The 23,361-nt window shown below is 66.0% G+C and carries 21 protein-coding genes; 12 read left to right on the forward strand and 9 right to left on the reverse strand.

The window, feature by feature from the left end:
- The first annotated feature begins 64 nt into the window (after nt 1-64).
- From hemQ to IWX88_RS11735, 6 genes are all read left to right on the forward strand, one after another.
- Complete coding sequence (gene hemQ, locus IWX88_RS11710) at nt 65-781, forward strand: hydrogen peroxide-dependent heme synthase (protein ID WP_231369210.1); 717 nt, start codon at nt 65-67, stop codon at nt 779-781.
- The gene (locus IWX88_RS11715; protein ID WP_196830513.1) at nt 778-1,962 is read left to right on the forward strand and encodes a ferrochelatase; all 1,185 of its coding nucleotides are present in this window, start codon (nt 778-780) and stop codon (nt 1,960-1,962) included. Before hemQ ends, IWX88_RS11715 begins: the two co-directional genes overlap by 4 nt.
- Entirely contained in the window at nt 1,959-2,915 is a 957-nt protein-coding gene (hemC, locus tag IWX88_RS11720; RefSeq protein WP_370568337.1) for a hydroxymethylbilane synthase, read from the forward strand. The genes IWX88_RS11715 and hemC overlap by 4 nt, the downstream gene beginning before the upstream one ends.
- On the forward strand, nt 2,912-3,751 hold the full coding sequence (locus IWX88_RS11725) for a uroporphyrinogen-III synthase (RefSeq protein WP_196830517.1): 840 nt from the start codon (nt 2,912-2,914) through the stop codon (nt 3,749-3,751). Before hemC ends, IWX88_RS11725 begins: the two co-directional genes overlap by 4 nt.
- Nucleotides 3,748-4,722 (forward strand): porphobilinogen synthase, encoded by a 975-nt coding sequence (gene hemB, locus IWX88_RS11730; RefSeq protein ID WP_196830519.1) that lies wholly within the window; start codon nt 3,748-3,750, stop codon nt 4,720-4,722. Before IWX88_RS11725 ends, hemB begins: the two co-directional genes overlap by 4 nt.
- Nucleotides 4,723-4,789: 67 nt before the next feature.
- A complete protein-coding gene (locus IWX88_RS11735) occupies nt 4,790-6,232 on the forward strand; it encodes a glutamate-1-semialdehyde 2,1-aminomutase (RefSeq protein WP_196830521.1) in 1,443 nt (480 codons plus the stop codon).
- A gap of 290 nt (nt 6,233-6,522) precedes the next feature.
- Here the strand turns inward: IWX88_RS11735 and IWX88_RS11740 are convergent, their stop codons facing one another.
- Both IWX88_RS11740 and IWX88_RS11745 read right to left on the reverse strand, forming a co-directional pair.
- The gene (locus IWX88_RS11740) at nt 6,523-7,548 is read right to left on the reverse strand and encodes a 6-phosphofructokinase (protein ID WP_196830523.1); all 1,026 of its coding nucleotides are present in this window, start codon (nt 7,546-7,548) and stop codon (nt 6,523-6,525) included.
- Between the two features lie 86 nt (nt 7,549-7,634).
- Complete coding sequence (locus IWX88_RS11745; RefSeq protein WP_370568338.1) at nt 7,635-8,282, reverse strand: DUF3105 domain-containing protein; 648 nt, start codon at nt 8,280-8,282, stop codon at nt 7,635-7,637.
- A gap of 113 nt (nt 8,283-8,395) precedes the next feature.
- Here IWX88_RS11745 and IWX88_RS11750 point away from each other — a divergent pair, with 113 nt between their 5' ends.
- Together IWX88_RS11750 and IWX88_RS11755 are read left to right on the forward strand one after the other, a co-directional pair.
- Entirely contained in the window at nt 8,396-9,316 is a 921-nt protein-coding gene (locus IWX88_RS11750; protein ID WP_196830527.1) for a DNA-3-methyladenine glycosylase, read from the forward strand.
- Nucleotides 9,317-9,325: 9 nt separating this feature from the next.
- Nucleotides 9,326-9,871, forward strand: coding sequence for a thioesterase family protein (locus IWX88_RS11755; protein WP_196830529.1), 546 nt, complete (start codon nt 9,326-9,328; stop codon nt 9,869-9,871).
- A gap of 197 nt (nt 9,872-10,068) precedes the next feature.
- Here IWX88_RS11755 and IWX88_RS11760 read toward each other — a convergent pair whose 3' ends face one another.
- The gene (locus IWX88_RS11760) at nt 10,069-10,290 is read right to left on the reverse strand and encodes a hypothetical protein (protein ID WP_196830531.1); all 222 of its coding nucleotides are present in this window, start codon (nt 10,288-10,290) and stop codon (nt 10,069-10,071) included.
- A gap of 99 nt (nt 10,291-10,389) precedes the next feature.
- Nucleotides 10,390-11,967: an NAD(P)/FAD-dependent oxidoreductase gene (locus IWX88_RS11765; protein WP_196830533.1), complete on the reverse strand. Its 1,578-nt coding sequence runs from the start codon at nt 11,965-11,967 to the stop codon at nt 10,390-10,392.
- Between the two features lie 78 nt (nt 11,968-12,045).
- Here IWX88_RS11765 and IWX88_RS11770 point away from each other — a divergent pair, with 78 nt between their 5' ends.
- Together IWX88_RS11770 and IWX88_RS11775 are read left to right on the forward strand one after the other, a co-directional pair.
- Nucleotides 12,046-15,528, forward strand: a complete 3,483-nt coding sequence (locus IWX88_RS11770; RefSeq protein WP_196830534.1) for a bifunctional proline dehydrogenase/L-glutamate gamma-semialdehyde dehydrogenase — start codon at nt 12,046-12,048, stop codon at nt 15,526-15,528.
- Nucleotides 15,529-15,865: 337 nt separating this feature from the next.
- Entirely contained in the window at nt 15,866-16,252 is a 387-nt protein-coding gene (locus IWX88_RS11775; protein ID WP_196830536.1) for a GntR family transcriptional regulator, read from the forward strand.
- A 12-nt stretch (nt 16,253-16,264) separates the two neighbouring features.
- Here IWX88_RS11775 and IWX88_RS11780 read toward each other — a convergent pair whose 3' ends face one another.
- Nucleotides 16,265-16,705: an Lrp/AsnC family transcriptional regulator gene (locus tag IWX88_RS11780; protein ID WP_196830538.1), complete on the reverse strand. Its 441-nt coding sequence runs from the start codon at nt 16,703-16,705 to the stop codon at nt 16,265-16,267.
- A gap of 146 nt (nt 16,706-16,851) precedes the next feature.
- Between IWX88_RS11780 and ddaH the strand changes: the two genes are divergently transcribed.
- A complete protein-coding gene (ddaH, locus tag IWX88_RS11785) occupies nt 16,852-17,712 on the forward strand; it encodes a dimethylargininase (RefSeq protein WP_196830632.1) in 861 nt (286 codons plus the stop codon).
- Nucleotides 17,713-17,866: 154 nt separating this feature from the next.
- On the opposite strand, the gene IWX88_RS11790 is transcribed toward ddaH, so the two are convergent.
- Nucleotides 17,867-18,838: a serine protease gene (locus IWX88_RS11790; protein WP_196830540.1), complete on the reverse strand. Its 972-nt coding sequence runs from the start codon at nt 18,836-18,838 to the stop codon at nt 17,867-17,869.
- A gap of 245 nt (nt 18,839-19,083) precedes the next feature.
- Here IWX88_RS11790 and IWX88_RS11795 point away from each other — a divergent pair, with 245 nt between their 5' ends.
- The gene (locus tag IWX88_RS11795) at nt 19,084-20,109 is read left to right on the forward strand and encodes a Gfo/Idh/MocA family protein (protein ID WP_196830542.1); all 1,026 of its coding nucleotides are present in this window, start codon (nt 19,084-19,086) and stop codon (nt 20,107-20,109) included.
- Nucleotides 20,110-20,151: 42 nt separating this feature from the next.
- Here IWX88_RS11795 and IWX88_RS11800 read toward each other — a convergent pair whose 3' ends face one another.
- Genes IWX88_RS11800 through IWX88_RS11810 form a run of 3 tightly spaced genes read right to left on the reverse strand, consistent with a single transcriptional unit; the run spans nt 20,152 to nt 23,236 of the window.
- A complete protein-coding gene (locus tag IWX88_RS11800; RefSeq protein ID WP_196830544.1) occupies nt 20,152-21,546 on the reverse strand; it encodes an alpha-hydroxy acid oxidase in 1,395 nt (464 codons plus the stop codon).
- Complete coding sequence (locus tag IWX88_RS11805) at nt 21,543-22,523, reverse strand: NAD(P)-dependent oxidoreductase (protein WP_196830545.1); 981 nt, start codon at nt 22,521-22,523, stop codon at nt 21,543-21,545. Before IWX88_RS11805 ends, IWX88_RS11800 begins: the two co-directional genes overlap by 4 nt.
- The gene (locus IWX88_RS11810; RefSeq protein ID WP_196830546.1) at nt 22,520-23,236 is read right to left on the reverse strand and encodes a GntR family transcriptional regulator; all 717 of its coding nucleotides are present in this window, start codon (nt 23,234-23,236) and stop codon (nt 22,520-22,522) included. Before IWX88_RS11810 ends, IWX88_RS11805 begins: the two co-directional genes overlap by 4 nt.
- Nucleotides 23,237-23,361: the final 125 nt, after the last annotated feature.

Below are 23,361 nucleotides of genomic sequence, written 5' to 3' on the forward strand. Positions count from 1 at the left end.
GCTCTCCCGCACCGGCGCATGGCCGCTTTGTGTTCTCGCAGTAATGCGGGGGAGGATAGAAGGTATGAGTACCACCCTGATTCCGGATGGGCGTCCCGGTGAGAGCGCCACTACCCTCGAAGACCACACGCTGACCGGATACACCCTCTGGGCCGTCCTTCGCCGTGACGGCACAGTGCCGGTGGGCGATGACTCTGCCTCGCTCTCCGCAGCCGTCGCCACCGTGGAAGCGGCCGGGGTAACCGTGCGCGGCTTCTACGACGTCTCCAGCCTTCGGGCCGATGCCGACCTGATGATCTGGCTGCACGGCGGAGCGCCGGAGAAACTCCAATGGGCTCTGCGCGAACTGCGTCGCAGCGCGCTGCTCCACACCCTCCTGCCCACCTGGAACGCGATGGGTGTTCACGTGGACGCCGAGTTCTCGGCCAGCCACCGCCCCGCTTTCATGGGCGACAAGCATCCGGAGGCCTGGCTGACGGTCTACCCCTTCGTGCGGTCCTACGAGTGGTACATCCTGCCCGACGAAGAGCGCCGAGCGATGCTGGCGGATCACGGACGCAAGGGCGGCGCCTACCCGCAAGTGCTCGCCAACACCGTGGCATCCTTCGCCCTCGGCGACTACGAGTGGATCCTGGCGCTCGAAGCGCCACAGCTGGTCGACCTCGTCGACATGATGCGTCACCTGCGCCAGACCGAAGCGCGCCGCCACGTGCGCGAAGAAGTTCCCTTTTACACCGGCCGCCGCATTCCGGTCGCCGAGATTGCTGAGATCCTGCGATGACAATTACCAATGGCGAGCTCGCCGGTCAACTGGGCGACGAACTGGTCCGCGGTGCGACGGATGCCGCGAAGCACGGTCCGGAGCACGTGACCGAGCCGACAGCGTATGACGCAATTCTGCTCGCGAGCTTCGGCGGGCCAGAGGGACAGGATGACGTCATCCCGTTCCTTCGTAACGTGACTCGCGGCCGCGGTATCCCCGACGAACGTCTCGAAGTGGTCGCGCACCACTATCGCGCCTTTGGCGGCATCAGCCCGATCAACCAGCAGAACCGCGACCTCAAGGTAGCGCTCGAAGCCGAACTCGAACGTCGCGGCATCGACCTGCCGGTGCTCTGGGGCAACCGCAACTGGCCGCCCTTCATCCGCGATGCCGTCTCCGAGGCACACGACCGCGGGTTCACGAAGCTCATTGCCATCGGGACGAGCGCCTACAGCTCGTATTCCGGCTGCCGCCAGTACCGCGAAGATTATGCCGCTGCGCTCACTGACACCGGACTCGACGGTGTGATCCAGATCGACAAGATCCGCCAGTTCTTCGATCACCCCGGGTTTGTCACGCCGTTCATCGAGGGTCTGCGCACGGGCCTCGCCGAGGTTGCCGCGGCTGGTATTCCACTGAACGAGACTCATGTGCTGTTCTCGACCCATTCGATCCCGTCGTCGGATGCCGCGAAGAGCGGTCCGCCGTTCCGCGACTTCGGTGAGGGTGGCGCCTACGCCGCCCAGCACCGGGCGGTCGCGGAGGTCGTGGTGGAAGGCGTCGAGGTGGAGTGGAGCCTGGTATTCCAGTCACGCAGTGGCCCACCCACCCAGCCGTGGCTTGAGCCAGACATCAACGATGCCATCCGCGAATTGGCTGCCACGGGCATCCGCGCGGTCGTCATTGTGCCCCTCGGCTTCGTCAGTGACCACATGGAAGTGAAGTGGGATCTCGACACCGAGGCGATGGAGACCTCACAAGAGCTCGGTGTGCTCGCGATTCGAGTGCCGACTCCCGGCATCCATGCGGCCTACGTCTCCGGGCTCATCGATCTCGTTCTCGAGCGTCGGGATGCTTTGCCCGTGGCCGAACGTCCGTCGCTCACCGCGCTCGGCCCCTGGTACGACGTGTGCCGCGCCGGATGCTGCGAGAACGAGCGACTCGGATTCAAGCCGGCGCTCGGGGGGCAGATTCCGTGAGCGGTGCCGGCAGTGCGCTGCGCATCGGCACCCGAGGCAGCGCGCTCGCCCTCGCGCAGACCGGACTGGTCGCCGCAGCCGTTGCCAAGGCATCCGGTCTCGGGGTGGAGATCGTACCGATCGCCAGCCAGGGTGACCATTCCACTGCCTCACTTGCGTCTATCGGCGGTACCGGTGTGTTTGCTTCTGCCCTGCGCGAGGCGCTGATCGCGGACACCTGCGATCTCGTCGTGCACTCCCTCAAAGACCTTCCCACCGATGCCTATCCCGGGTTGCGCATCGGTGCGATTCCGAAGCGGGCGGATGCCAGGGACGCCCTCTGCGCCCGTGACGGCCTCACCCTCGAGGAGCTGGCTCCCGGGGCACGGGTTGGCACCGGCTCGCCGCGCCGCGCCGCCCAGCTGCGCGGCTGGCGGCCGGATGTTACGGTCGTCGACATCCGCGGCAACGTCGATACCCGTCTGCGCAAGGTCGCCGATGGTGAGCTTGACGCCGTTGTGCTCGCCGCTGCGGGTCTCGGCCGGATCGGGCGACTGGATGCGGTCAGCGAGTTCTTCGAGCTCGGGAAGTGGGCTACTGCTCCCGGTCAGGGGGCACTGGCTATCGAGGTGCGGGACAGCTACTCGAGCTCGTTCGCTGCGATGCTGAAAGCCCTCGATCACTCCTCCACCCGGCTCGCCGTCCTCGCGGAACGCGCAGTGCTCGCACGCCTCGAGGCTGGCTGCGCCGCGCCGATCGGGGCCGCGGGTGTCGTTGACGGAGACATGCTCTTCCTCACCGCCACCGTGTACGCACCCGACGGCACGAAATCACTCACCAGTTCGCACGCCCTCGTTCTCGAAGGCAGCGCATCCGAGCGAGCCGCACTCCCCGGCGAGCTCGGGGATCGGGTCGCCGCCGAACTTCTCGCTCTCGGAGCGGCCGATATCGCGCCGATCGGAGCGCTCGCATGAGCCCGTGCCGCAGCCTGAAACCACTGGCCGGATGGCGGGTGCTCGTGCCCCGTGGCGGTAACTGGGGCGACCTGGTCGCCGCCGACCTCCGCACCTACGGCGCCGTTCCCGTGATCGCGCCGATGATCAACTTTGCAAGCGCCGAGAACGCGATGGAGCTCTCTGATGCCCTCAAGCGCCTCGAAAATGGCAGGTTCGACTGGTTGGTAATCACCAGCGCAACGACTGTCGATGTGTTGATCAGCCAGCAGGTCACCATCCCACCAAGCACCCGCATCGCGGCCGTCGGCGAGACGACAAGCGCCGCACTGATCCTCGCGGGCTACCGTGTCGACTTCGTGCCAGAGAGCGACAACTCGGCCCGTGGACTCGTGAAGGAGTGGCCGGCCTCCGACATCGTTGGACGCGTGCTCATCCCGCAGTCAGACATCGCCGAGCCGACTCTCGTCGCCGGACTGGCTACCCTCGGACTCGAGGTGGAGTACGTCTCGGCCTACCGCACGGTCGGCGTGCCGGTCTCGGAGCATGTGGCGGCGGATGTCGCGTCCGGTCGCATCCGCGCCGTACTCGTGACCTCTGGGAGCGTGGCCCGGCAGGTGCAGGCACAGCTCGCACCGCTCCTCGGCGAGACCGTCGTTGCCGCCATCGGGCCGCGCACTGCGTTCGACGCCCGCGCTGCTGGACTCACCGTGCACGTGATCGCTGAATCCCGCTCCGCGGGCTCCCTCGTGGAGGGTCTGGCTGAATACGTGATCTCCAACGGTGACGACCACAGCGCGGATGGCTCCCGCGACAACAACGGCGGGTCTTCTGATGGGCCGGTGGCCTCCTCATGACCGGGCTGAGCATCCGTCCCCGTCGATTGCGCGCAATTCCGGCCCTGCGCCGCCTGGTTGCGGAAACCAGGCTCCACCCGGCTGAACTTGTGCTGCCGATGTTCGTGCGCGAGGGGCTCCGCGAACCGGTACCGATCTCGTCGATGCCCGGCGTGGTCAATCATTCACTCGACTCGCTGCGCCGCGCGGTGGTCGAGGCCGCCGATGCTGGCGTCGGGGGTGTCATGCTGTTCGGCGTTCCTGAGCATAAGGATTCCATCGGATCCGGCGCGACGGCTGACGACGGCATTCTCAACTTGGCCACCCGTGCAGTCGTTGCCGAGGTGGGGGACGCGATCGTGGTGCAAACCGATCTCTGTCTCGATGAATTCACCGATCACGGCCACTGCGGAGTGCTCGCCGCGGACGGCAGCGTCGATAACGACGCATCCCTGCTGCGTTACCGGGACATGGGCGTTGCGCAGGCTGCCGCGGGATCCCAGCTGCTCGGGCTCAGCGGCATGATGGATGGCCAGGTCGCCGCTGTGCGCGATGCTCTCGACGCCAATAATTTTGCCGGCACCGCCATCCTGGGCTATGCGGCCAAGTACGCGTCGGCGTTTTACGGGCCGTTCCGTGAAGCCGTCGATTCATCGCTCGTCGGTGATCGTCGCAGTTACCAGCTTGATGCCGGTAACCGTCGAGAGGGCCTCCGCGAGGTCATGCTCGATATTGAAGAGGGCGCCGACATCGTGATGGTGAAACCCGCGATGAGCTTCCTCGACGTGCTTGCCGATGCCGCCGCAGTGAGCCCGGTGCCGGTGTGGGCCTACCAGGTCTCCGGCGAGTACGCGATGATCGAGGCCGCTGCCGCCAACGGGTGGATCGATCGTCGCCGAGCGGTCGAAGAGTCTGTGCTGAGCATCAAACGCGCCGGAGCCGATGCAATCCTCAGCTACTGGGCCGTCGAACTGGCAGCGTGGCTGCGCTGATGGGACTGTGATTCTGATGGGACTGTGCTCCTGATGGGACTGTGCTTCTGATGGGACTGTGCTTCTAATGGGCGCGAACGAGACCTACTTCACCCGGGCGAAGCTCTCTATCCCGGGCGGTGTCAATTCGCCGGTGCGGGCGTTCGGCTCGGTCGGCGGCACGCCGCGATTCATGGTGTCGGCACGCGGCCCCTACATCACGGATGCTGACGGTCGCGAATATGTCGATCTCGTCAGCACCTGGGGGCCTGCGCTTCTCGGGCACGCGCATCCGTCCGTCGTTAAAGCGGTGCAGGATAGTGCGGCGCGCGGGCTGTCGTTCGGGGCGTCCACTCCCGGCGAGACCGAGTTGGCCGAACTCGTGCGTGAGCGTGTAAGCGTTGAGTCGACCAACAGTTCTGGTCAGCTCACCGGCACTGTGCAGAGGGCGATCGAGAAGATCCGCCTGGTGTCCACCGGTACCGAGGCGACGATGACGGCCATCCGCCTCGCCCGCGGATTCACCGGACGCGATCTTCTGGTGAAGTTCGCCGGGCACTATCACGGACATTCCGACGCGCTCCTTGCGGAAGCCGGATCGGGACTCGCAACACTCGCGCTGCCCGGCTCGGCCGGCGTCACAGCCGCGACCGCCGCGCAGACCATTGTTCTGCCATATAACGACCTCGATGCTGTTCGCGCGCTGTTCGCCGTGCAGGGATCGAAGATCGCCGCGGTGATCGTGGAAGCGGCATCCGCCAATATGGGGGTCGTACCACCGGATCGCGGATTCAACCGCGAGCTTGCCGCCATTGCGCGAGAGCATGGCGCTCTCCTGATTTTCGACGAGGTGCTCACCGGTTTTCGAGTGGGCCCGGCCGGCTGGTGGGGGCTCGAGGCCGCCAGTGTGGTGCCCGACGGCGCGGGCTGGATGCCCGACCTCTTCGCCTTCGGCAAGGTCATCGGTGGTGGACTTCCGCTCGCCGCGCTCGGTGGCCGTGCGGATGTCATGGACTTTCTCGCGCCTCTCGGTCCGGTCTACCAGGCCGGAACCCTCAGCGGCAATCCGGTGGCGGTTGCCGCTGGGATCGCAACACTGCGTCTGGCGGATGCTTCGGTGTACGCGCGCCTGGATGCGGTCGCCGACCAGCTCTCCGCCGCCGTGTCCTCCGCACTCAGCACCGAGGGCGTCGAGCATTCCGTGCAGCGGGCCGGCAACCTGTTCTCGTTCGCGTTCTCCCCCACGAAGCCGCGCAACTACGATGATGTGCGCTCACAGCAGGGTTTCCGCTACGCACCGTTCTTCCACGCCATGCTGGATGCGGGGGTGTCACTCCCCCCGTCGGTGTTCGAGGCCTGGTTCGTCACGGCCGCGCATGACGATGCGGCGGTCTCTCGCATCCTCGAGGCGCTGCCGGCGGCGGCTCGCGCTGCGGCGGCGGCCACGCCCGCAGTGAGCTGCCCGCGGTCCGAGCCCTGCGCTCCGAGGTCGACGGTCTGTGCTGCCTGCGGTCTGCCCCCCGCGGTCTAAGGTCTGCGGGTCTGCGGGTCTGCGGGATTGCGGGTCTGCGGGTCTGCAGGTCTGAAAACTGCGGGTCTGAAGATTGCGGGTCTGAAGATCGCGGATCTGCAGGTCTGAAGAATTCGACTTGGTAGCAGTTGCGACTCCCACGGCGCAAAACCTGCAACTGCTACCAAGTGGATTCACCGAGTGGGCCCGCCTCAGCAGGCCCGCCTCAGCAGGCCCGCCTCAGCAGGCCCGCCTCAGCAGGCCCGCCTCAGCAGCGCAGATCCCGGATCAGGGTTGTCCGACGGCTCACGTCAGCCGAACAGGATCGAAGCCTCGTCGTAGCGGGATTGAGAAACCGTGTTGAGCTTGCCGAGGGCATCCTCGAAGGCAACGTGGGTGATGGAAGTGCCGCTGAGTGAGACCATACGGCCCCAGCGGGCGTGGATCACGGAGTCGACCGCCGCCATCCCGTAGCGTGTGGCGAGCACCCGGTCGTATGCAGTCGGGGTACCACCGCGTTGGATGTGGCCAAGAGTCGTCGCGCGCGTCTCGATTCCCACTCGCGCTTCGATCTCCGGGGCAAGGAGTTCGCCGATGCCGCCGAGGCGGGGGCGCCCGAACGCGTCGAGTCCGCGCTCGGAGTGGGCGTCATCCATCGTGTCGAGGTGGAAGCCCTCGGCCACGACGACCAGTGGTGCGCGTCCACGGTCCACCACGGACTGCACCCATGCAGCGATCTGGTCCATGGAGGTCTTCTGCTCGGGGATGAGGATGGCGTGAGCCCCCGCTGCCATTCCGGAGTGCAAGGCGATCCAGCCGACGTGTCGCCCCATCACCTCGGCCACCATGCAGCGGCCGTGCGAGTCGCCGGTGGTGCGGAGGCGGTCCATGGCATCCGTCGCGATCTGCACGGCGGTGTCGAAACCGAAGGTGTAGTCGGTGGCTGAGAGGTCATTGTCGACGGTCTTGGGCACGCCGACGATCTTGATTCCGGCGTCCGTCAGGCGCTTGGCTGCGGCGAGGGTTCCCTCTCCGCCGATTGCGATGAGCGAGTCGACGCCGAGACGTTCCATGTTGGCTCGCACAACATCCGCTCCACCGTTTGCCTCGAACGGATTGGTGCGGGAGGTGCCGAGGATGGTTCCACCCTGCTTTGAGATGCCCTGGATGTCTTTGCGCTCGAGTGGGATGACGTCGCCTTCGACGACACCGCGCCAGCCGTGCCGGAAGCCGACGAATTTCTTGTTGTAGATCTGGGTGCCCTTGAGAACGGCGCCGCGGATGACCGCGTTCAACCCGGGGCAGTCTCCACCGCTGGTGAGAATTCCAATGCTCATGTGCCCATCATCCCGTAGGTTGGGCGGTCGCCCTTCACCCCCCGGCCTTCGGCAAGCGCGCGGGCAACAGCCGACGCGCCCTCGGGCTAGAGCTTGCCCGGCGCGTCGAGCCCACCCGTGCAGGGAGCTCCGGGCTCCGGCGCGCTCGCGCTCTGCCGGTACTTCTGAATAAATTGCCCGATTCGGGCGTCCGTCACCGACGACACCGCCAACTGGGCATCCCACGCGCTGAGCACGATCGGCGCAGGCAGACCCGGGTAGGGCGACAGCAGGGTGTAGGTGGAGGGCATCAGGTCACGCAGCGAGCTGACGGTCGCGGCAGGCAGCGATGGATCGTAGGTGACCCAGACGGCACCGTGCTCCAGATCGTGCACCGCGTTCTGGTTCGGCACGGGCTGCGTGTAGATCCCGCAATTGAGCCAGAGCGCGCTGTGTGGCCCACCAACCGGTGGGGTTTGATCGTAGGAGACCGATCCCTCCACGTGCCCGGCCGTGTTGCTGAAGGTCGTGACGCCCCGGATGCTGCCGCTGGCGGATTCAGTAGCGGCGGGCCGCGGCGTCAGCGTGATCGACGTCACCACGAGCGTGATTACGGCCGCAGCCCCCACGATCCCGCTCGTGATGGCGATGATTCGCACGCGTGCGCGACGCTTTTCGCCGGCGCGAAAAGCCTCGAGCTTGCCGTTGCGGCTGGCTTTCGACGACGACGGGACTGGTGGGGTTGCGGGTGTCACGGGGCCTCTTTCAATGGGAGCACTCAATCTCACCACCCCTTCCTGTTGATAACCATCGCCCGGACCTGCCGGTGTGCCTACCGGGGCACTCACCCACCCGTAGTCTCGAGACTATGGATCCGGCACCGCTGCGAAGCAGCTTTTCCCCGCCGCACCCGCTCGATCTCGCCCAGACGCTGCGACCGCTCAGTCGGGGAACCGCCGACCCCACGATGCAGTGGGATGCCTCGGGCGTCTGGCGAACGCTGCCGACGCCACTCGGCGCGGCGACACTGCACCTCGCCCAGAACCGCGGCACGGTGGACGCAACCGCGTGGGGGGATGGCGCGGAGTGGGCGATCGCGGCGGTGCCAGAGTTGCTCGGTGCCGGAGATGACGCCGGCGACTTTGATGTGTCGGGCAATCCGTTCCTGCTCGAGGCACAGCGACGCAATCCCGGGCTGAGGCTGCTGCGCACGGGCCTCGTGCTGGAGATGATGATTGCGGCGATCTTCGAGCAGAAAGTGACAGGTAAGGAGGCCCGCCGGGCCTGGGCAACGCTCGTTCGCGCCCACGGGGAGGCCGCACCGGGGCCTGCACCGAGCGGCATGCGGGTGTTCCCCTCCGCCGGCGCCTGGCGACTGATTCCCTCCTGGGAATGGCATGCGGCGGGTGTCGACCCGCAGCGCTCGCGCACGGCGATCGCCGCTGCATCCGTCGCCAGCGGACTCGAGCGCACGCTGGCTCTTGGCCGAGGAGGTGCCGAGGTGGCGAAACGACTACGCAGCGTGCCCGGCATCGGCATCTGGACTGCGGCGGAGACCACCCAGCGCGCCCACGGTGACGCCGACTCGGTGAGTGTCGGCGACTACCATCTACCTGCGGTCGTCGGCTGGGCCCTCATCGGGTCGCCCGTCGACGACGACGGAATGCTGGAACTGCTCGCCCCCTGGGCCGGCCAACGGCAGCGCGTGATGCGACTGATCGAGGCGAGTGGCTTCGCGAAGCCTCGCTTTGGGCCGCGGATGACGATCCAGGATCACCGGCGCCACTAGCGTTGCCTCGTGCACCTCATCTTTCGTACCTTTCTTGTCTGGCTGCGCCGCAACGGTCCGCGGCTGGATCCCCACGATGTCGGCCGCATCACGTTTCGCGTACTCCCCACCGATCTTGACGTGCTCGGCCACATGAACAATGGCGTGTACCTGTCGATAATGGACCTCGGCCGCATGGATCTGCTTCAGCGTTGCGGCGTCTGGTCCCGGCTGATCGGAGCCGGGATCTTCCCGGTGATGGCGGATGAGACGATCAGTTTTCGACGCTCGCTGATGCCCTGGCAGCGTTTCACGCTAGAAACCCGCATTGTCGGTTACGACGCGAAGGCTGTCTACGTTGAGCAGCGAGCTGTTGTTGCGGGTGAGATCTATGCTCGTGCAACGACGCGCGGCCGGTTCGTGAGGAAGACCGGCGGCACCGTCGGCACGGCCGAACTCGCCGCCGTTGCCGGCATCGACATCTCCGGTCATCCGCTGCCCGAATGGGTGGCACGATGGGCCGCGGATGTCGCACTCCCGGCCGCGCGCGCCGCCGCTCCCAGGGAGTGGGACTGAGTTCCCCACTATTTTGGCACCGTGCACCGTGCACCGTGCACCGTGCACTGGGGTTCGCGGGGCCGCGGTTTCGCGAGGCCCACCCTTCTCGAGTGTCACCTTCGCAGGCTTACGGAGCCGCTTGGCATGCGATCATGACCCCTCACGTGCGACGTGCGACGTGCGACTTCGACCGCGGTGCGGGCGGTGCGGGCTTCCTAGACGGAGTCGGCCTTGTCTTCCTCGGCGGGCTCGGCGGCCTGCTCTTCCTCGGCGGGCTCGGGATGGGCACCGAGCGGGCCGCCACCAAAGTCTGCAGCTTGGGCGACATCCGCTCTCTGGCGTAGCAACTCCTCGGCCTCGGCCTTGGCTACAGCCACCTCTGACTCGTCGCCCGCGGCGGCGCCGCCCTGGTTGGCGAACTGGTCGAATGTTGCCATGGCGAAGCTCCTCTGATCCCGCAGCGCTCTCATCACACCGCTGACACCGAGTTTAACCAGCTCTGAGGTGAGAGGCAAAGGGAGCCGCAGCGCAGGGAACTATCCCTCGAGCACAGCCATCGCAGCGTTATGACCGCCGAGCCCGCTCACGCCACCGCCGCGTTGTGCGCCGGCTCCGCAGATCAGGATTTTCTCGTGAGCGGTGGCGACACCCCAGCGCGCCGCCGGAGTGCCGAGATCGGCCGAGTCTTCGGCAAAGGGCCACGACAGCGGAGCGTGGAAGATGTTGCCTCCGGGCAGCCCGAGAGCCAACTCGAGGTCGTACGTGGTCTTGGTTTCGATGCAGGGGCGGCCCGCGGCATCGGTCAGCAGAAGTGGCTCGATCGGCTCGGCGAGCACGCTGTTGAGCGAGTCGATCACTGCCCGTTCGAGCAATTGCCTGAGGTCGGCCGCATTGTGCGACGTGACTAACCGGTGCGGCGTGTGCAGTCCGAAGACGGTGAGGGTCTGGGCACCGGAGGCCGACAACTCCGGGGAGAGGATGCTCGGATCAGTAAGCGAATGGCAGTAGATCTCCGCTGGGAGGGGGGTGGGGATGTTACGAGCACTCGCCGCACGGAAGGCCCGCTCGAGTTGCTCGTAGCCCTCATTGATGTGGAAGGTGCCGCCGAATGCCGCAGCCGGATCGAGGGATGCGTCACGCAGACGAGGAAGTCGCCGTAGCAGCAGATTGACCTTCACCTGTGCGCCCTCGACCGGCGCGATCTGTTCGCCGAGCATTCCGGAGAGGCCGAGCGAGCCGGAGTCACCGAGCAATTGGGACAGTACCTGCGGTGCGACATTGGAGAGCACGGTACCGGCGTGCACGCTGTGTTCGTTGGTGCCGAGGCGATAGCGCACCTCGCCGTCGGGGGTGATCGACACCACATCGGCTCCGGTCACGAGCGTGGCCCCGGCCGTGCGGGCAGCACTCGTGAGGGCACTGGTGACGGCGCCCATTCCGCCGACTGGAACATCCCAGTCCCCGGTTCCCCCGCCGATCACGTGGTAGAGGAAGCAGCGGTTGGCAGCGAGTGTTTCATCGTTGGCCGGGGCAAAAGTGCCGATCAGGGCATCTGTCAGCACGACACCACGCACGAGGTCGTTGTGGAAGCTGCGCTCGATGACCTCGCCGATCGGGCGTTCGATGAAGTCGGTCCAGTCAGCTTCACCGACCATTCGTCTCAACTCCGAACGACGAAGCAACGGTTCGGTCACGGTGGGGAATACGGCGCGGGCGAGCGCTGCGGTGCGTTCGTAAAATGACTGCCAGGCATCGAAGTCGGCACCGAGTGACTCGAAGGAGCGGCGGGTGGCAGCGGTATCGCCGTTGTCAACGAGCAGTCCATGATCGGTGCCGGGCAGCGGCGTGTAGGAGCTGTACCGGCGGCGTTCGAGGCGAATCTCCAGCCCCAGATCGCGGATGATGGCGGATGGCAGCAAGCTGACAAGGTACGAATACCGGGATAGTCGCGCCTCAATGCCTTCGAAGGCCTGCGCCGAGACCGCCGCGCCACCGAGGTGGTCGAGCCGCTCGAGCACGGTAACGGATCGACCCGACTGGGCGAGGTAGGCCGCCGCAACCAGACCGTTGTGGCCGCCGCCGACGATCACGATGTCTTGCAGATTGCTCGCCATAAATCAGATTCTACGAGGGCGGCTCTCTCGCGAGGGCCCGAAATCCCCGCCCGTGGTGCACCCAAGTAGTCTGAATGCATGCTTTCGACCGCTGCCGATTTGCCCGCGAGCCCCGATCTGCTCGCCGCGGAGGCCGTGGCAACGGTGCGTCGCTGGCTCGTCGAGAGTGCGGATGTCGCGTCCGACCGCTCGGCAGGGCGCCTGGCTGCACTGCTCAGGGACCCGCGCGGTCTCGCCTTCATTATCGGGCTGCTTGATCGTGTCGTGCGCCCGGAGGATCTGCGGGTAGCTGGCCGCAACTGTGAACAGCTCTCCCGTGCTATTCCGGCGTCCCTGCCCTGGTATCTTCGCGCCGCGATCCAGCTTGCGGGAGGGTTCGCTCCCCTCTTTCCGTGGCCGATCGTGCCTCTCACGCGGTGGGTGCTGCGCGGCATCGTGAGCCACCTCATGCTCGATGCGAGCCCCCGACAGCTCGACCGCAGCATTCGCGCACGCCGCCGCCCGGGCATCCGCCTCAATCTGAGCATGCTCGGCGAGGCTGTGCTCGGCGATGACCAGGCCGATCGACAGTTCGCAGGCACCAGGGAGCTGTTGCAGCGAGACGACGTGGACTGCGTCTCACTCACGGTCTCCGCTGTCACGAGCCAGCTCTCGATGTGGTCATTTGACGAGGCGGTCGACCGGGCTGTCATGCGGCTCACACCGCTTTACGAGTGGGCTGCGGCATCCCCCACCAGCAAATTCATCACCCTTGACTTGGAGAAATCTCGCGACTTCGAGTTCACGATCGAGGTATTTCGCCGCATCCTCGAACAGCCGCAACTGAAGGATCTCGAGGCCGGAATTGTCATTCAGGCGTCCCTTCCCGATGCGCTCCGCGCGATGCAGGGTCTCACCGCGTGGGCGAGCCAACGTCGAGCACAGGGTGGAGCCGGCATCACCGTGCGTGTCGTCACGGGTGCGAACCTCGCGATGGAGCGAGTGGATGCCACACTGCACGGCTGGCCGCTCGCCACCTGGGGCACGAAGCGCGACACCGATGCCAACTACAAGCGCATCCTGGACTGGTCTTTTGTGCCGACGCGAACCGACGCCGTGCGCATCTCAGTCGCCAGCCACAACCTGTTCGATATCGCCTGGGCCTGGCTGCTCGCGAAGCAGCGCAGGGTGGAGACACGAGTGGAGTTCGAGTCGACTCTCGGCATTGCAACCGGGCTGTCGGATGCCGTCACGCGTGACACCGGCGGCCTGCTTCTGTATGCACCCGTTGTGCGCACGGGCGAATTCGGTTCGGCGACCCCTCATCTCATCCGTCTCCTCGAGCAGAATGTGGCACCGGAGAATTTTCTGTCCGGAGTATTCGACCTCGCGCTCGATGCCGGCATCTTCGATCGGGAGGCCGGGCGCTTTCTCGACTCGCTTGACGGGCACTGGGACGAAGTTCCAGAACCGCATCGCGTGCAGGACCGGCGGCAGCCGGTGCCGATCGCTGCAGTGGACACCGCGCCACGCGCGTTCGTCAACGAACCCGATACGGATCCGTCGATTGCGGGAAATCGGGAGTGGGGTCGTCAGATCCTGTCCCGGGTCGCGACATCGACGCTCGGCGATACCGGCGTCGCTGCCGCCCGCATCACCGGTCTTCCCGCTCTCGAGGCCGTGATTACTGCCACCGCCCGGGCCGGGGAGAGCTGGGGGCAGCGCCGATCGGATACCCGGGCCACCGTGTTGCACAGCGCGGGTGAGGCGCTTGCCGCGGCCCGGGCCGACCTGATCGAGGTGATGGCGAGCGAGACCGGCAAGACTTTTCCGGAGGGCGATGGTGAGGTGAGCGAAGCCATCGACTTCGCCAACTATTACGCGGAATGCGCCCGCGAGCTCGACCGGGTCGCCGATGCCGAATTCCAGCCATCCAAGCTGATCGTGGTCGTGCCGCCAGGGAACTCCCCCGTCGCAATCGCGGCTGGTTCCGTGCTCGCAGCCCTCGCTTCGGGCGCTGGCGTGATCATCAGTCCGGCACCTCAGGCACGGCGGAGCGCGGCTGTGTTGGTCGAGGCGCTGTGGGCTGGCGGGGTACCTCGCGACGTGCTCAGCCTTGTCGATCTCGACGAGGGCGACCTCAGCCGTGAACTGATCGCGCATCCGTCGGTGGATCGCGTCATCCTCACCGGTGCTTGGGAGACCGCGAAGCTGTTCCGCTCCTGGCGCCCCGACCTCCCGCTACTGGCCGCGACGAGTGGCAAGAACGCAATCATCGTGACCCAGAGCGCCGACCTCGATCTCGCCGCCGCGGATGTCGTGATGAGCGCATTCGGGCACGCGGGCCAGGAGTGCTCAGCGGCATCTCTCGTGATCCTGGTCGGATCCGTCGCGGCCTCCGAGCGGTTCCGCCGCCAGCTCATCGATTCGGTCAGTACGCTGCGGGTGGGTTATCCGCAGGAGGCGACCACCGTGGTGGGGCCGATCATTGAGCCTCCGCCCGGTGCACTCCGCGCGGCTCTGACCACCCTCTCCGAGGGAGAGTCGTGGCTGGTGCAACCGCGCTCACTGGATGAGAGCGACCGACTGTGGTCGCCCGGACTGCGAGACGGGGTGACCGCCGGATCCGAATTCCACCTCACCGAGGTTTTTGGCCCGGTGCTCGGAATCATGAGAGCCGACACGCTCGAACAGGCGATCGCGCTGCAGAATGCTCCGGACTACGGACTCACTGCGGGCATCCATTCCCTCGATGCCGCCGAGATCGCGCTGTGGGTCGCGACGGCTCAGGCTGGCAACCTCTACATCAACCGCAGCATCACCGGCACCGTCGTGCGTCGGCAGCCATTCGGGGGCTGGAAACGGTCGACCGTCGGTGGGAGCGCGAAGGCTGGCGGTCCGAACTTTCTGCTCACGCTCGGCGACTGGCGGCCCGTATTCGCGGAGCCCGGTCGCACGGTCGTTCTCGACGGCCTCAGCGAGAAGGTCGCGCGCGTGATCGAAGCGGCGCAGCAGGGCATGGAGTTCCTCGAGTTCGATCGCGTGCGTGCCGGGGCTGAAAGTGACCAGCGCGCCTGGATAACTGAATATGGCATGGTGCGGGATGCCTCGGATCTCGATGTCGAGCGCAATGTGCTGCGCTACCGATCGGTGCCCGTAACAGTTCGCCTGGCCGAGGGGGCATCCCCAGCCCAACTCGTTCGCACGATCGCGGCGGCCACGCGGGCAGGAGCACCACTCTCGATCAGTTCCGCGGTCCCCGTGGCGTCGAGACTCCTGCGGTTGTTGAATTCCGCGCTGCAGCCGGTGGCAATCGAGTCCGTGGTCGTGGAGACGGATGCCCGCTGGCACGCCCGCGTGCAGTCCGGGGCCCGGCCCAGCCGGATCCGTCTGCTCGGCGGGGACCGGCTCGCGCTTGCAACGGTGCTGGATGGCGACCCAGATGTGGCGATCTATGCCGGCCCGGTGACCACCTCCGGCCGGATCGAGCTACTCCCGTTCCTGCGGGAGCAGGCGATCAGCATGACCGCGCACCGCTTCGGTGCACCCGACCCGTCGCTTGGCGACCCACTGCGTCACTGAGTTGAACCCGAGTTGAACCCGAGTTGAACCGCGAGTCGAACCCGAGTCGAACCGCGCGTCGAACCGCGCGTCCGGCACTCGGCGCGATGGCTGCGAAGTGCGATGGCTGCGAAGTGCGATCATCCACAGGCCAACGCTGCTGTACACCCCCGAACTGGCCGCATGCCTGCCATTGTGAGAACCTTGGGAGTCCCGACATACTCTTGTTTGGGAAGAAAACAGTGTGATCCCAATGCGACCGGGTATCCCGAGCACGGCCGTGCACACTCGGCCGGGTGTGTACCCGAACTACGCATCCGGTCGCCTATCGCGGCAGGCTCCAATGACGAATTCTTCCATGGTCCCACCGCGAGAGATCTCGATCGGTGGCGTTACCGTGAAGGTGGATGCGTCATCGTCGATTGCGCCGTTCGAGCAGTTGCGCGCGCAAATCATCGATGCGGTTGCCGCTGGTGCAATCGCAGCCGGCGCGAAACTCCCGACTGTCCGCGGTCTCGCTGATGCCCTCGGCATTGCTGCCAATACGGTCGCACGCAGCTATCGCGAGCTGGAACGGGATGCCGTGATCGAGACACGTGGACGAGCCGGCTCATTTATTGCCCCCTCGGGAGACGCGACCAGGCGGCAGGCGCAGGATGCCGCGACGGCCTTCGCTTCCCGCATCCGCCAATTACGGATCAGCCCTGCCGATGCTCTCGAGCTTGCGCGGGCCGCGCTGCGCTGAGGCCGGCGACGCCTATGCTTCGCGTGCGCGGTGGATGAGCTTCGACAGTACGATCGCGCTACGGGTGTGGTCCACGTTGGGGGCTACCCGCACTCGCTCGAGCGCGAGTTCGAGCGATGGGATATCGCGAGAGCGCATGTGCACGATGGCATCCGCGCTCCCCGTGACGGTACCGGCATCCACGACCTCGGGGATGCCCGACAAAATGCGCCGCAATTCCTCCGGGGCAACGGTGCCGCGGCAGAAGAGCTCGACGTATGCTTCGGTGCCGAGACCTTCGACCGCAGGATCGACCTGAATGGTGAACCCGCGGATGACCTTGTCGGCAACCAGCCGGTCCACGCGGCGTTTCACCGCGGACGCAGAGAGCCCGATCACCTCGCCGATATCACCGTATCCGGCGCGCGCGTTGTGGCGGAGAAAGTCGAGGATGCCGTAGTCGAGACTGTCCATGTTCTTACCTTATGGTGCATTGTTGTGCTGGGCACGCTATCTTCAAAGATTTCGTGCGCCCTACGCGGCCAAAGCTCACAACTGTGCGTGTGAGACTGGAATGACCCCACACCCCGATCTCCAAAGGAGCCCTCGTGTCGGCCACCATGCCTGCAACGAATGTTGCCACTGTCCGCACCCCGTCCAAGCGCACCATCCTCATGTGTCGCCCCGAGTTTTTCACGGTGGTGTATCGGATCAACCCCTGGATGGATCCGCAGCTCCCCACCGACACCGCGCTCGCAGTGCGCCAGTGGGAGGCACTGTACGCGACGTACCTCGACCTCGGCTTCGATGTCCACCTCATCGATCCGATCGACGGCCTGCCCGACATGGTCTATGCCGCTAACGGTGGATTCGTGCTCGACAACATCGCCTACGGTGCGAGCTTCACCTACCCGGAGCGCCAGCCCGAGGGACCGGCCTACATGGACTGGTTCCGCGAGAATGGCTTCGATGTGAAGGTGCCGGACAACATCAACGAGGGCGAGGGGGACTTTCTCCTCGTCGGCGATGTGATCCTCGCCGGCACCGGTTTTCGCAGTGCCTCCAACAGCCATCAGGAGCTCGCCGAGCTGTACGGGCGTGACGTCATCACACTCGAGCTGGTGAACCCGAGTTTCTACCATCTCGATACCGCGATCGCCGTGCTGGACCCCCAGCCGGGCTACGTCGGACCGGACGGGTCAGGGCCCAACATCGCCTACCTGCCGAGTGCTTTCAACGAGCAGGGTCTCACGGTGCTGCGTGAGCGTTTTCCCAACGCGATTCTGGTGACGGAGGAGGATGCCGCTGTGCTCGGCCTCAACTCCTTCGGCGACGGCTACAACATGGTGATCGCCTCGCGCGCCACGGACTACGAGCGACAGCTCCGCGAGCGCGGCTACAACCCCATCGGCGTCGACCTCTCCGAATTGCTTCTCGGCGGCGGCGGCGTCAAGTGCTGCACCCTCGAACTGCGCCGATAACCCTGCTTGCAGCTCTCACGGCCGAGTTGCATCGGCACTGTTCCGGTCGGCGCCGTTCCGGTCGGCCAATGAGCTGGGTTTCCTGACGAACTCGCCCGCACGACGAGCACCCGGCGCCCCCGCACGAGGCGGGAACGCCGGACAACACGAATCCTTAGGCTGCGGCCGACGAATACGTGCTCTGGATGACCGAACCCCAGTACGGGCCGAACATCGTGTTCGGCACGCTGGTGTAACCGAAGCTGTTGACGGAGTTCTGTGATCCGCCCGAACTGCTGCCGATGAACCAGGGGCCACCGGAGGAGCCGCCGGTCATGTCGCAAGGGATACCCTGCGACTGCGACTGGCCGTAGGGGTCAGGCTGCGCGGTGCCACTGCATGACTGCAGCGTGGCGCCCGTAAACGGCGCAGCGGCCGGATACCCGAATGCCTTGTAGGTGAGCCCCCGTGCCTGGTTGAAGGAAACGCCTGACGCCCCCACGATGTTGCTGAGGTATGTGCCGTTCACCGGCGCCACCCGCGCAAATCCAGTGTCATAGCTGATGTCACCCCCGGAGGTCCACCGGGTTGGTGCGGTCAGTGCGGTGGCCGTCCACTGTCCATAGGGAGCAGTGCCGTTCTGATAGGCGGGAACAAAGACCCAGCGTGTGGCAAATGCACCGGGTCCCTCATTCACGCAGTGCCCGGCCGTAGCGACGGTGCTCCGGTTGGTGGCGGCAATTGCGTTGCCCGAGCACACGTAATCGGTGCCACCGAGAGTGAAGAAGACCTTACCGATATGGCTGACGGTCGACTCTTGTGTCGCGGCGGGGATCGCCTTCTTGGCCGCCGGCTGGCCGGGCACGCTGACGGACTTCCCGGCCGTGACCGGCTGTGACTGTGCTGCCTTCACGGCCGCTGATGACCTGTTGGCCACGAGCGCGTCGCCCGGCGTGGCCGCCTTCATCCGTTCCGCCGTCCAATAGTTCCCGCCCTGCTGGGTCTGAGGCACGATCCAGGTAGTGACCCCGGCGGACGATAGTTCGGGGCTGTTTGCGGCCGTGGCACTGGCGCCACTTCCCGAGATGAGGACCACACTGAGCGCCAGTGCGCCCAGAACCCCACAGCTGATTTTTTTCGATGTCATTGGTTTGGCTCCGTTCATCGGCGGACCGACCGCTACTCGTTCTGCGGCCGTCCGCACTCAGTTTCGGCGTCAACCTCGGCGTGCAACCGGGATTCTGTGGATGTCGAAACTAATGTTGTGGATTCCACAAATCTTGGGTGTCCTCCCGGGAGAGTGCTATTTTCCCGCGCGTGTTTCGCAGGTGCAGCGGACCCTCCCCGTCGAGTATCGTTCCAACTGTGGGTGACCGGCCAGGGGGTGAAGCGATGGACCATTTTCCCGAATCGTCTGCGACTCCGCTCAGGGGTGGTCCGGCGCTGCGCTGGGGAGTGCTTGCCCCCGGCCGAATCGCCGCTGCCTTTGTCGAGACCCTCCATGCCAATTCAGACCAGCGGATGCACGCGGTTGCGTCGCGCTCGTATGAGCGGGCCGCTGCGTTCGGCACTCGATTCGGCATCGATCGCGTGTACGGCAGTTACACGCAGTTGGTGGCGGATCCTGGCATCGATATCGTCTACGTGGCGGCCCCGCACAGTGAGCATCGCGCGCTCGCGCTGCTCGCAATCGCCGCGGGTAAGCATGTGCTCATCGAAAAGCCGATCGCACTCACGGCAGCGGAGGCGCGGGAGATCGCGGAGGCTGCGCGCGCAGCCGGAGTGTTCGCGATGGAGGCGATGTGGGCGCGTTTTCTGCCGCAGACCACCGTGATCGCCACACTGTTAGCCGATGGGATGCTCGGGGATATCGGCCTCGTCGCTGCGGATTACGGCTCGATCTTCGACTTCGATCCCGTGAGCCGAGTGTACGATCCTGCACTCGGGGGCGGAGCGCTGCTCGATCTGGGGGTGTATCCGATCTGGTTCGCGCATTTCGTGCTCGGTCGTCCCAGCCGGGTTGTTGCGAGTGGTTCGATCACGTCGACGGGAGTGGATGGCCAGGCCGCGATCCTGTTCAGCACCCAGAGCGGCGCTGAAGCCCAACTGAGCACGAGCATGATCGTGTCGACCCCGGTGCGGGCCACGGTGAGCGGCTCCCTCGCCAGCGTCGACATTGATGCACCGTTCATCGCTCCCGGAGGGTTCACCCTGTACCGGGATGGCGCCGATGAACCGCTGCGCTGGGACGATCCAACGCCGCTGCGCTGGCGCGACGGACTGGTGTGGCAGGCGGTCGCCGCGGCGCAGCACATTGCTGACGGGATGACCGAGTCACCGCTGCATCCGCTCGATGTCTCGATTGCCGTGCTCGAGACCATCGACGAGGCGCGACGCCAGTTGGGACTGCCCGAATAATCGGGCTATTAGGGGAGCTGTGTCCGCTCGTGGACGCGTCAGCTACGCGATCGGTGACCTGCGCGGGCCGGTTTTCGGTGGTGCAGTCTTCGGTGGTGCAGATTTTGGTGGTGCAGTCTTTGGTGGCGCAGTATTCGGTGAAGCCGCTGGCTTAGCGGCGGTGCGCGGCGTAGATCGCGGTGCGCTCGCCGCCGCGCTGCTGAGTGCCCGAGGGGCCAGTCGCTCGAGCTGCGTCACGTGGGCCGGTGTCAGTTCGGCGAGCGTGGTGACCCCGAGCAGGCGCATCGTGCGGGTGATCTGCTCGCCGAGGATCTCGATCATTCGGTCGACTCCCTCGCGGCCACCCGCCATGAGGCCGTACAGGTAGGCACGACCCACGAGGGTGAAGTCCGCACCGAGGGCGATGGCGGCGACGATGTCGGCCCCGGACATGATGCCCGTGTCGAGGTGAACTTCGAGGTCTTTCCCCACCTCGCGGGCGACATCCGGAAGCAGGTGGAACGGGATGGGTGCGCGGTCAAGCTGGCGACCGCCGTGGTTCGAGAGGATGATGCCGTCGACCCCCATCGTCGCGAGTCGTCTGGCATCATCGAGGTTCTGCACTCCCTTGACCACGAGCTTGCCCGGCCACTGATTCTTGATCCAGGCGAGGTCATCGAAAGTGACGGTCGGATCGAACATCGTGTCGAGCAGCTCGCCCACGGTGCCGGACCACCGGTCGAGGGAGGCGAAGGCGAGGGGCTCGGTGGTGAGGAAGTTGATCCACCATTCCGGCCGCGGCAGGGCGTTGATCACGGTTCCGAGGGTGAGCTGCGGCGGGATGGAGAATCCGTTGCGCTTGTCGCGCAGGCGCGCACCGGCCACTGGAACATCCACCGTCACCAGCAGGGTGTCGAACCCGGCCTTCGCGGCCCGGTCCACGAGTGCCATCGAGCGGTCGCGATCCTTCCACATGTAGAGCTGGAACCAGTTGCGCCCGTTCGGGTTCGCTGCTTTCACGTCTTCGATCGTGGTTGTGCCCATGGTCGACAGCGAGAACGGGATGCCCGCGGCAGCCGCGGCGCTGGCCCCCGCGATCTCGCCCTCTGACTGCATCATGCGGGTAAAGCCGGTCGGGGCGATACCGAATGGCAGCGCGGTTGGGCCACCGAGCACCGTTCGGGAGGTGTCGACCACCGAGACATCCCGAAGGATCGATGGGTTGAACTGGATGTCCTCGAAGGCCTGGCGCGCACGGCCGAGCGAGATCTCGGCCTCGGCGGCTCCCTCGGTGTAGTCGAAGGCGGCTTTCGGGGTGCGGCGCTGGGCGATCGCGCGCAGATCCTGAATCGTCAGTGCCTTCTCGAGCCGACGCTTCTTCGCGTTGAACTCCGGTGTGGCGAAGTGCATCAGGGGTGCGAGGTCGCGGATCTTCGGGAAGTGGCGTTCGAGTTTCATGGTTGTGTCCTTCTGTCGACGACGATGTTGAGAGGGGAGAGGCCGCTGCGCAGGCGGGCGATCTGTTGGCGCACGAGGGGATCGACCCTCGAAGACATGCTCGAGATATTGCCGCCGAGGTGTGGGGTGATGATTACGCCGGGCAGCATCCAGAGCGGATGGTCCGCGGGGAGCGGTTCCGGTTCGACGACGTCGACGGCGACGCGAATTGCTCCCGCGCCCGCCCGCTCGGTCAGGGCATCCGTGTCGACGATCGCCCCACGCGACACGTTCACGAGCAGGGCCCTCGGCTTCATCTTGCCGAGAAAGGTCTGGTCGACCATTTTCGTGGTCTCTCCGGTGAGAGGCACGGCAATGATGACGATATCCGCGAGGGGCAACAGCGCTGGTAGGTCGGTTATGGCGTGGATGAGGCCGTGGTCGTCGCTGCGCGCACTGCGAGCAACCCTGGTGATCGCGACATCAAAGGGGGCGAGGCGCGTTTCGATCGCGCTGCCGACTCCGCCGACACCGACGATCAGAACCGAGCTCCCGAGAAGCCCCGGATACCAGTCCCGCTTCCACAGGCCAGCCGGCTGGGCGCGCGCCGCGACATCCAGGCCGCGCTGGCTAGACAGGATCAGGGCCAGCGCGAGCTCCGCGGTCGCACCCTCGTGCACACCGACCGCGTTGCAGTAGGCGATGCCGGCGGGTAGGTGCTCGGCGACGCCGTCATACCCGAGCGCTTGGCTCTGCACCACGAAGACCTGGGAGTCGGCGAGCTTCGGCAGCGCAGTCGCGGAGACCGAGTACGGCAGCACCAACAGGTCGATCGGGCGGTCGAGCGGGGCGTCCTCCGTTGTCCAGAGGACGAGGGCGATTTCGGTCGGGGTGCCGGTTCCATTTTTGCTGCCGCCGCCTATTTCTGTCCCTCTCTCGATCGGCGCCAGACGGTGGAGCATCGCTTCGTCCGGCACCGCGACGGTGATGGTTCTCATGGCGCCTCCGGACGGTCGACGGTGTGGTCTGCGTCGAACTTGCTCAGCAGTCGGTCCCGTGCGGTGAAGATGTGTTCGCGAGTGAGCCGACCGGCCAGGGCGGCGTCGCCTGCCGCGATGGCGTCGAGGATTCCCTGGTGCTGCTCGGCGACATCTGTCGGCCGGATCAACTGGTGCGACTGCACCTGCCCGATGCAGAGTTCGATCTCGCCCATCAGTAGGCCGTGCATCTTTGCAAGGCGCGGGCTGCTTTGCCCGAGGACGAGCGCCCGGTGGAAGTCGATGTCGGCGCGGGCGAGGGCGGCGCGGTCGTCGGATCTCACGTTCTCGAGCAGCTCTCGATGCCTGGCGAGCGCGGCAACCGGCACGACACCCTCGAGGGCGAGGTGGCGCATCGCCTCCTCTTCAAGGATGGCGCGATTGCCGTACAGGTCATCGATATCGTGCCGGCTCAGCTCCGGAACCTGTGCCGAGTGGTGGGCCCGCCTCGCAAGCAATCCTTCGGCGACGAGCCTCTCGAGGGCCGCCTTCGCCGTGGGCCGGGCGACGCCGTAGCGGGAGGCGATCGCGGTCTCGGTGAACACCGCACCGGGCGGCTCTGCGATGGAGACAATACTCTCCCGAAGAGCCTCGTACACGGCCTCGGGCACCGAGGTGGTTCGGAGGGGGGCTGGCCGCTTTTCGGTGACAGCGGGGGCGCTTTGCGACAACATTGTTAGACAAGTATGCATCGGTTTGCGCCGGAGGTGCTCCCCCAATCGTCTTTTAAGGCCCACCCGCCTCGCCCGCTGGCCCGGGCGGGCGGTTGGGTAGGCGGTTGAGCCCTGCGGGTCAATCA

Source organism: Frigoribacterium sp. CG_9.8 (assembly GCF_015751965.1).
Taxonomy (GTDB): Bacteria; Actinomycetota; Actinomycetes; order Actinomycetales; family Microbacteriaceae; genus Lacisediminihabitans.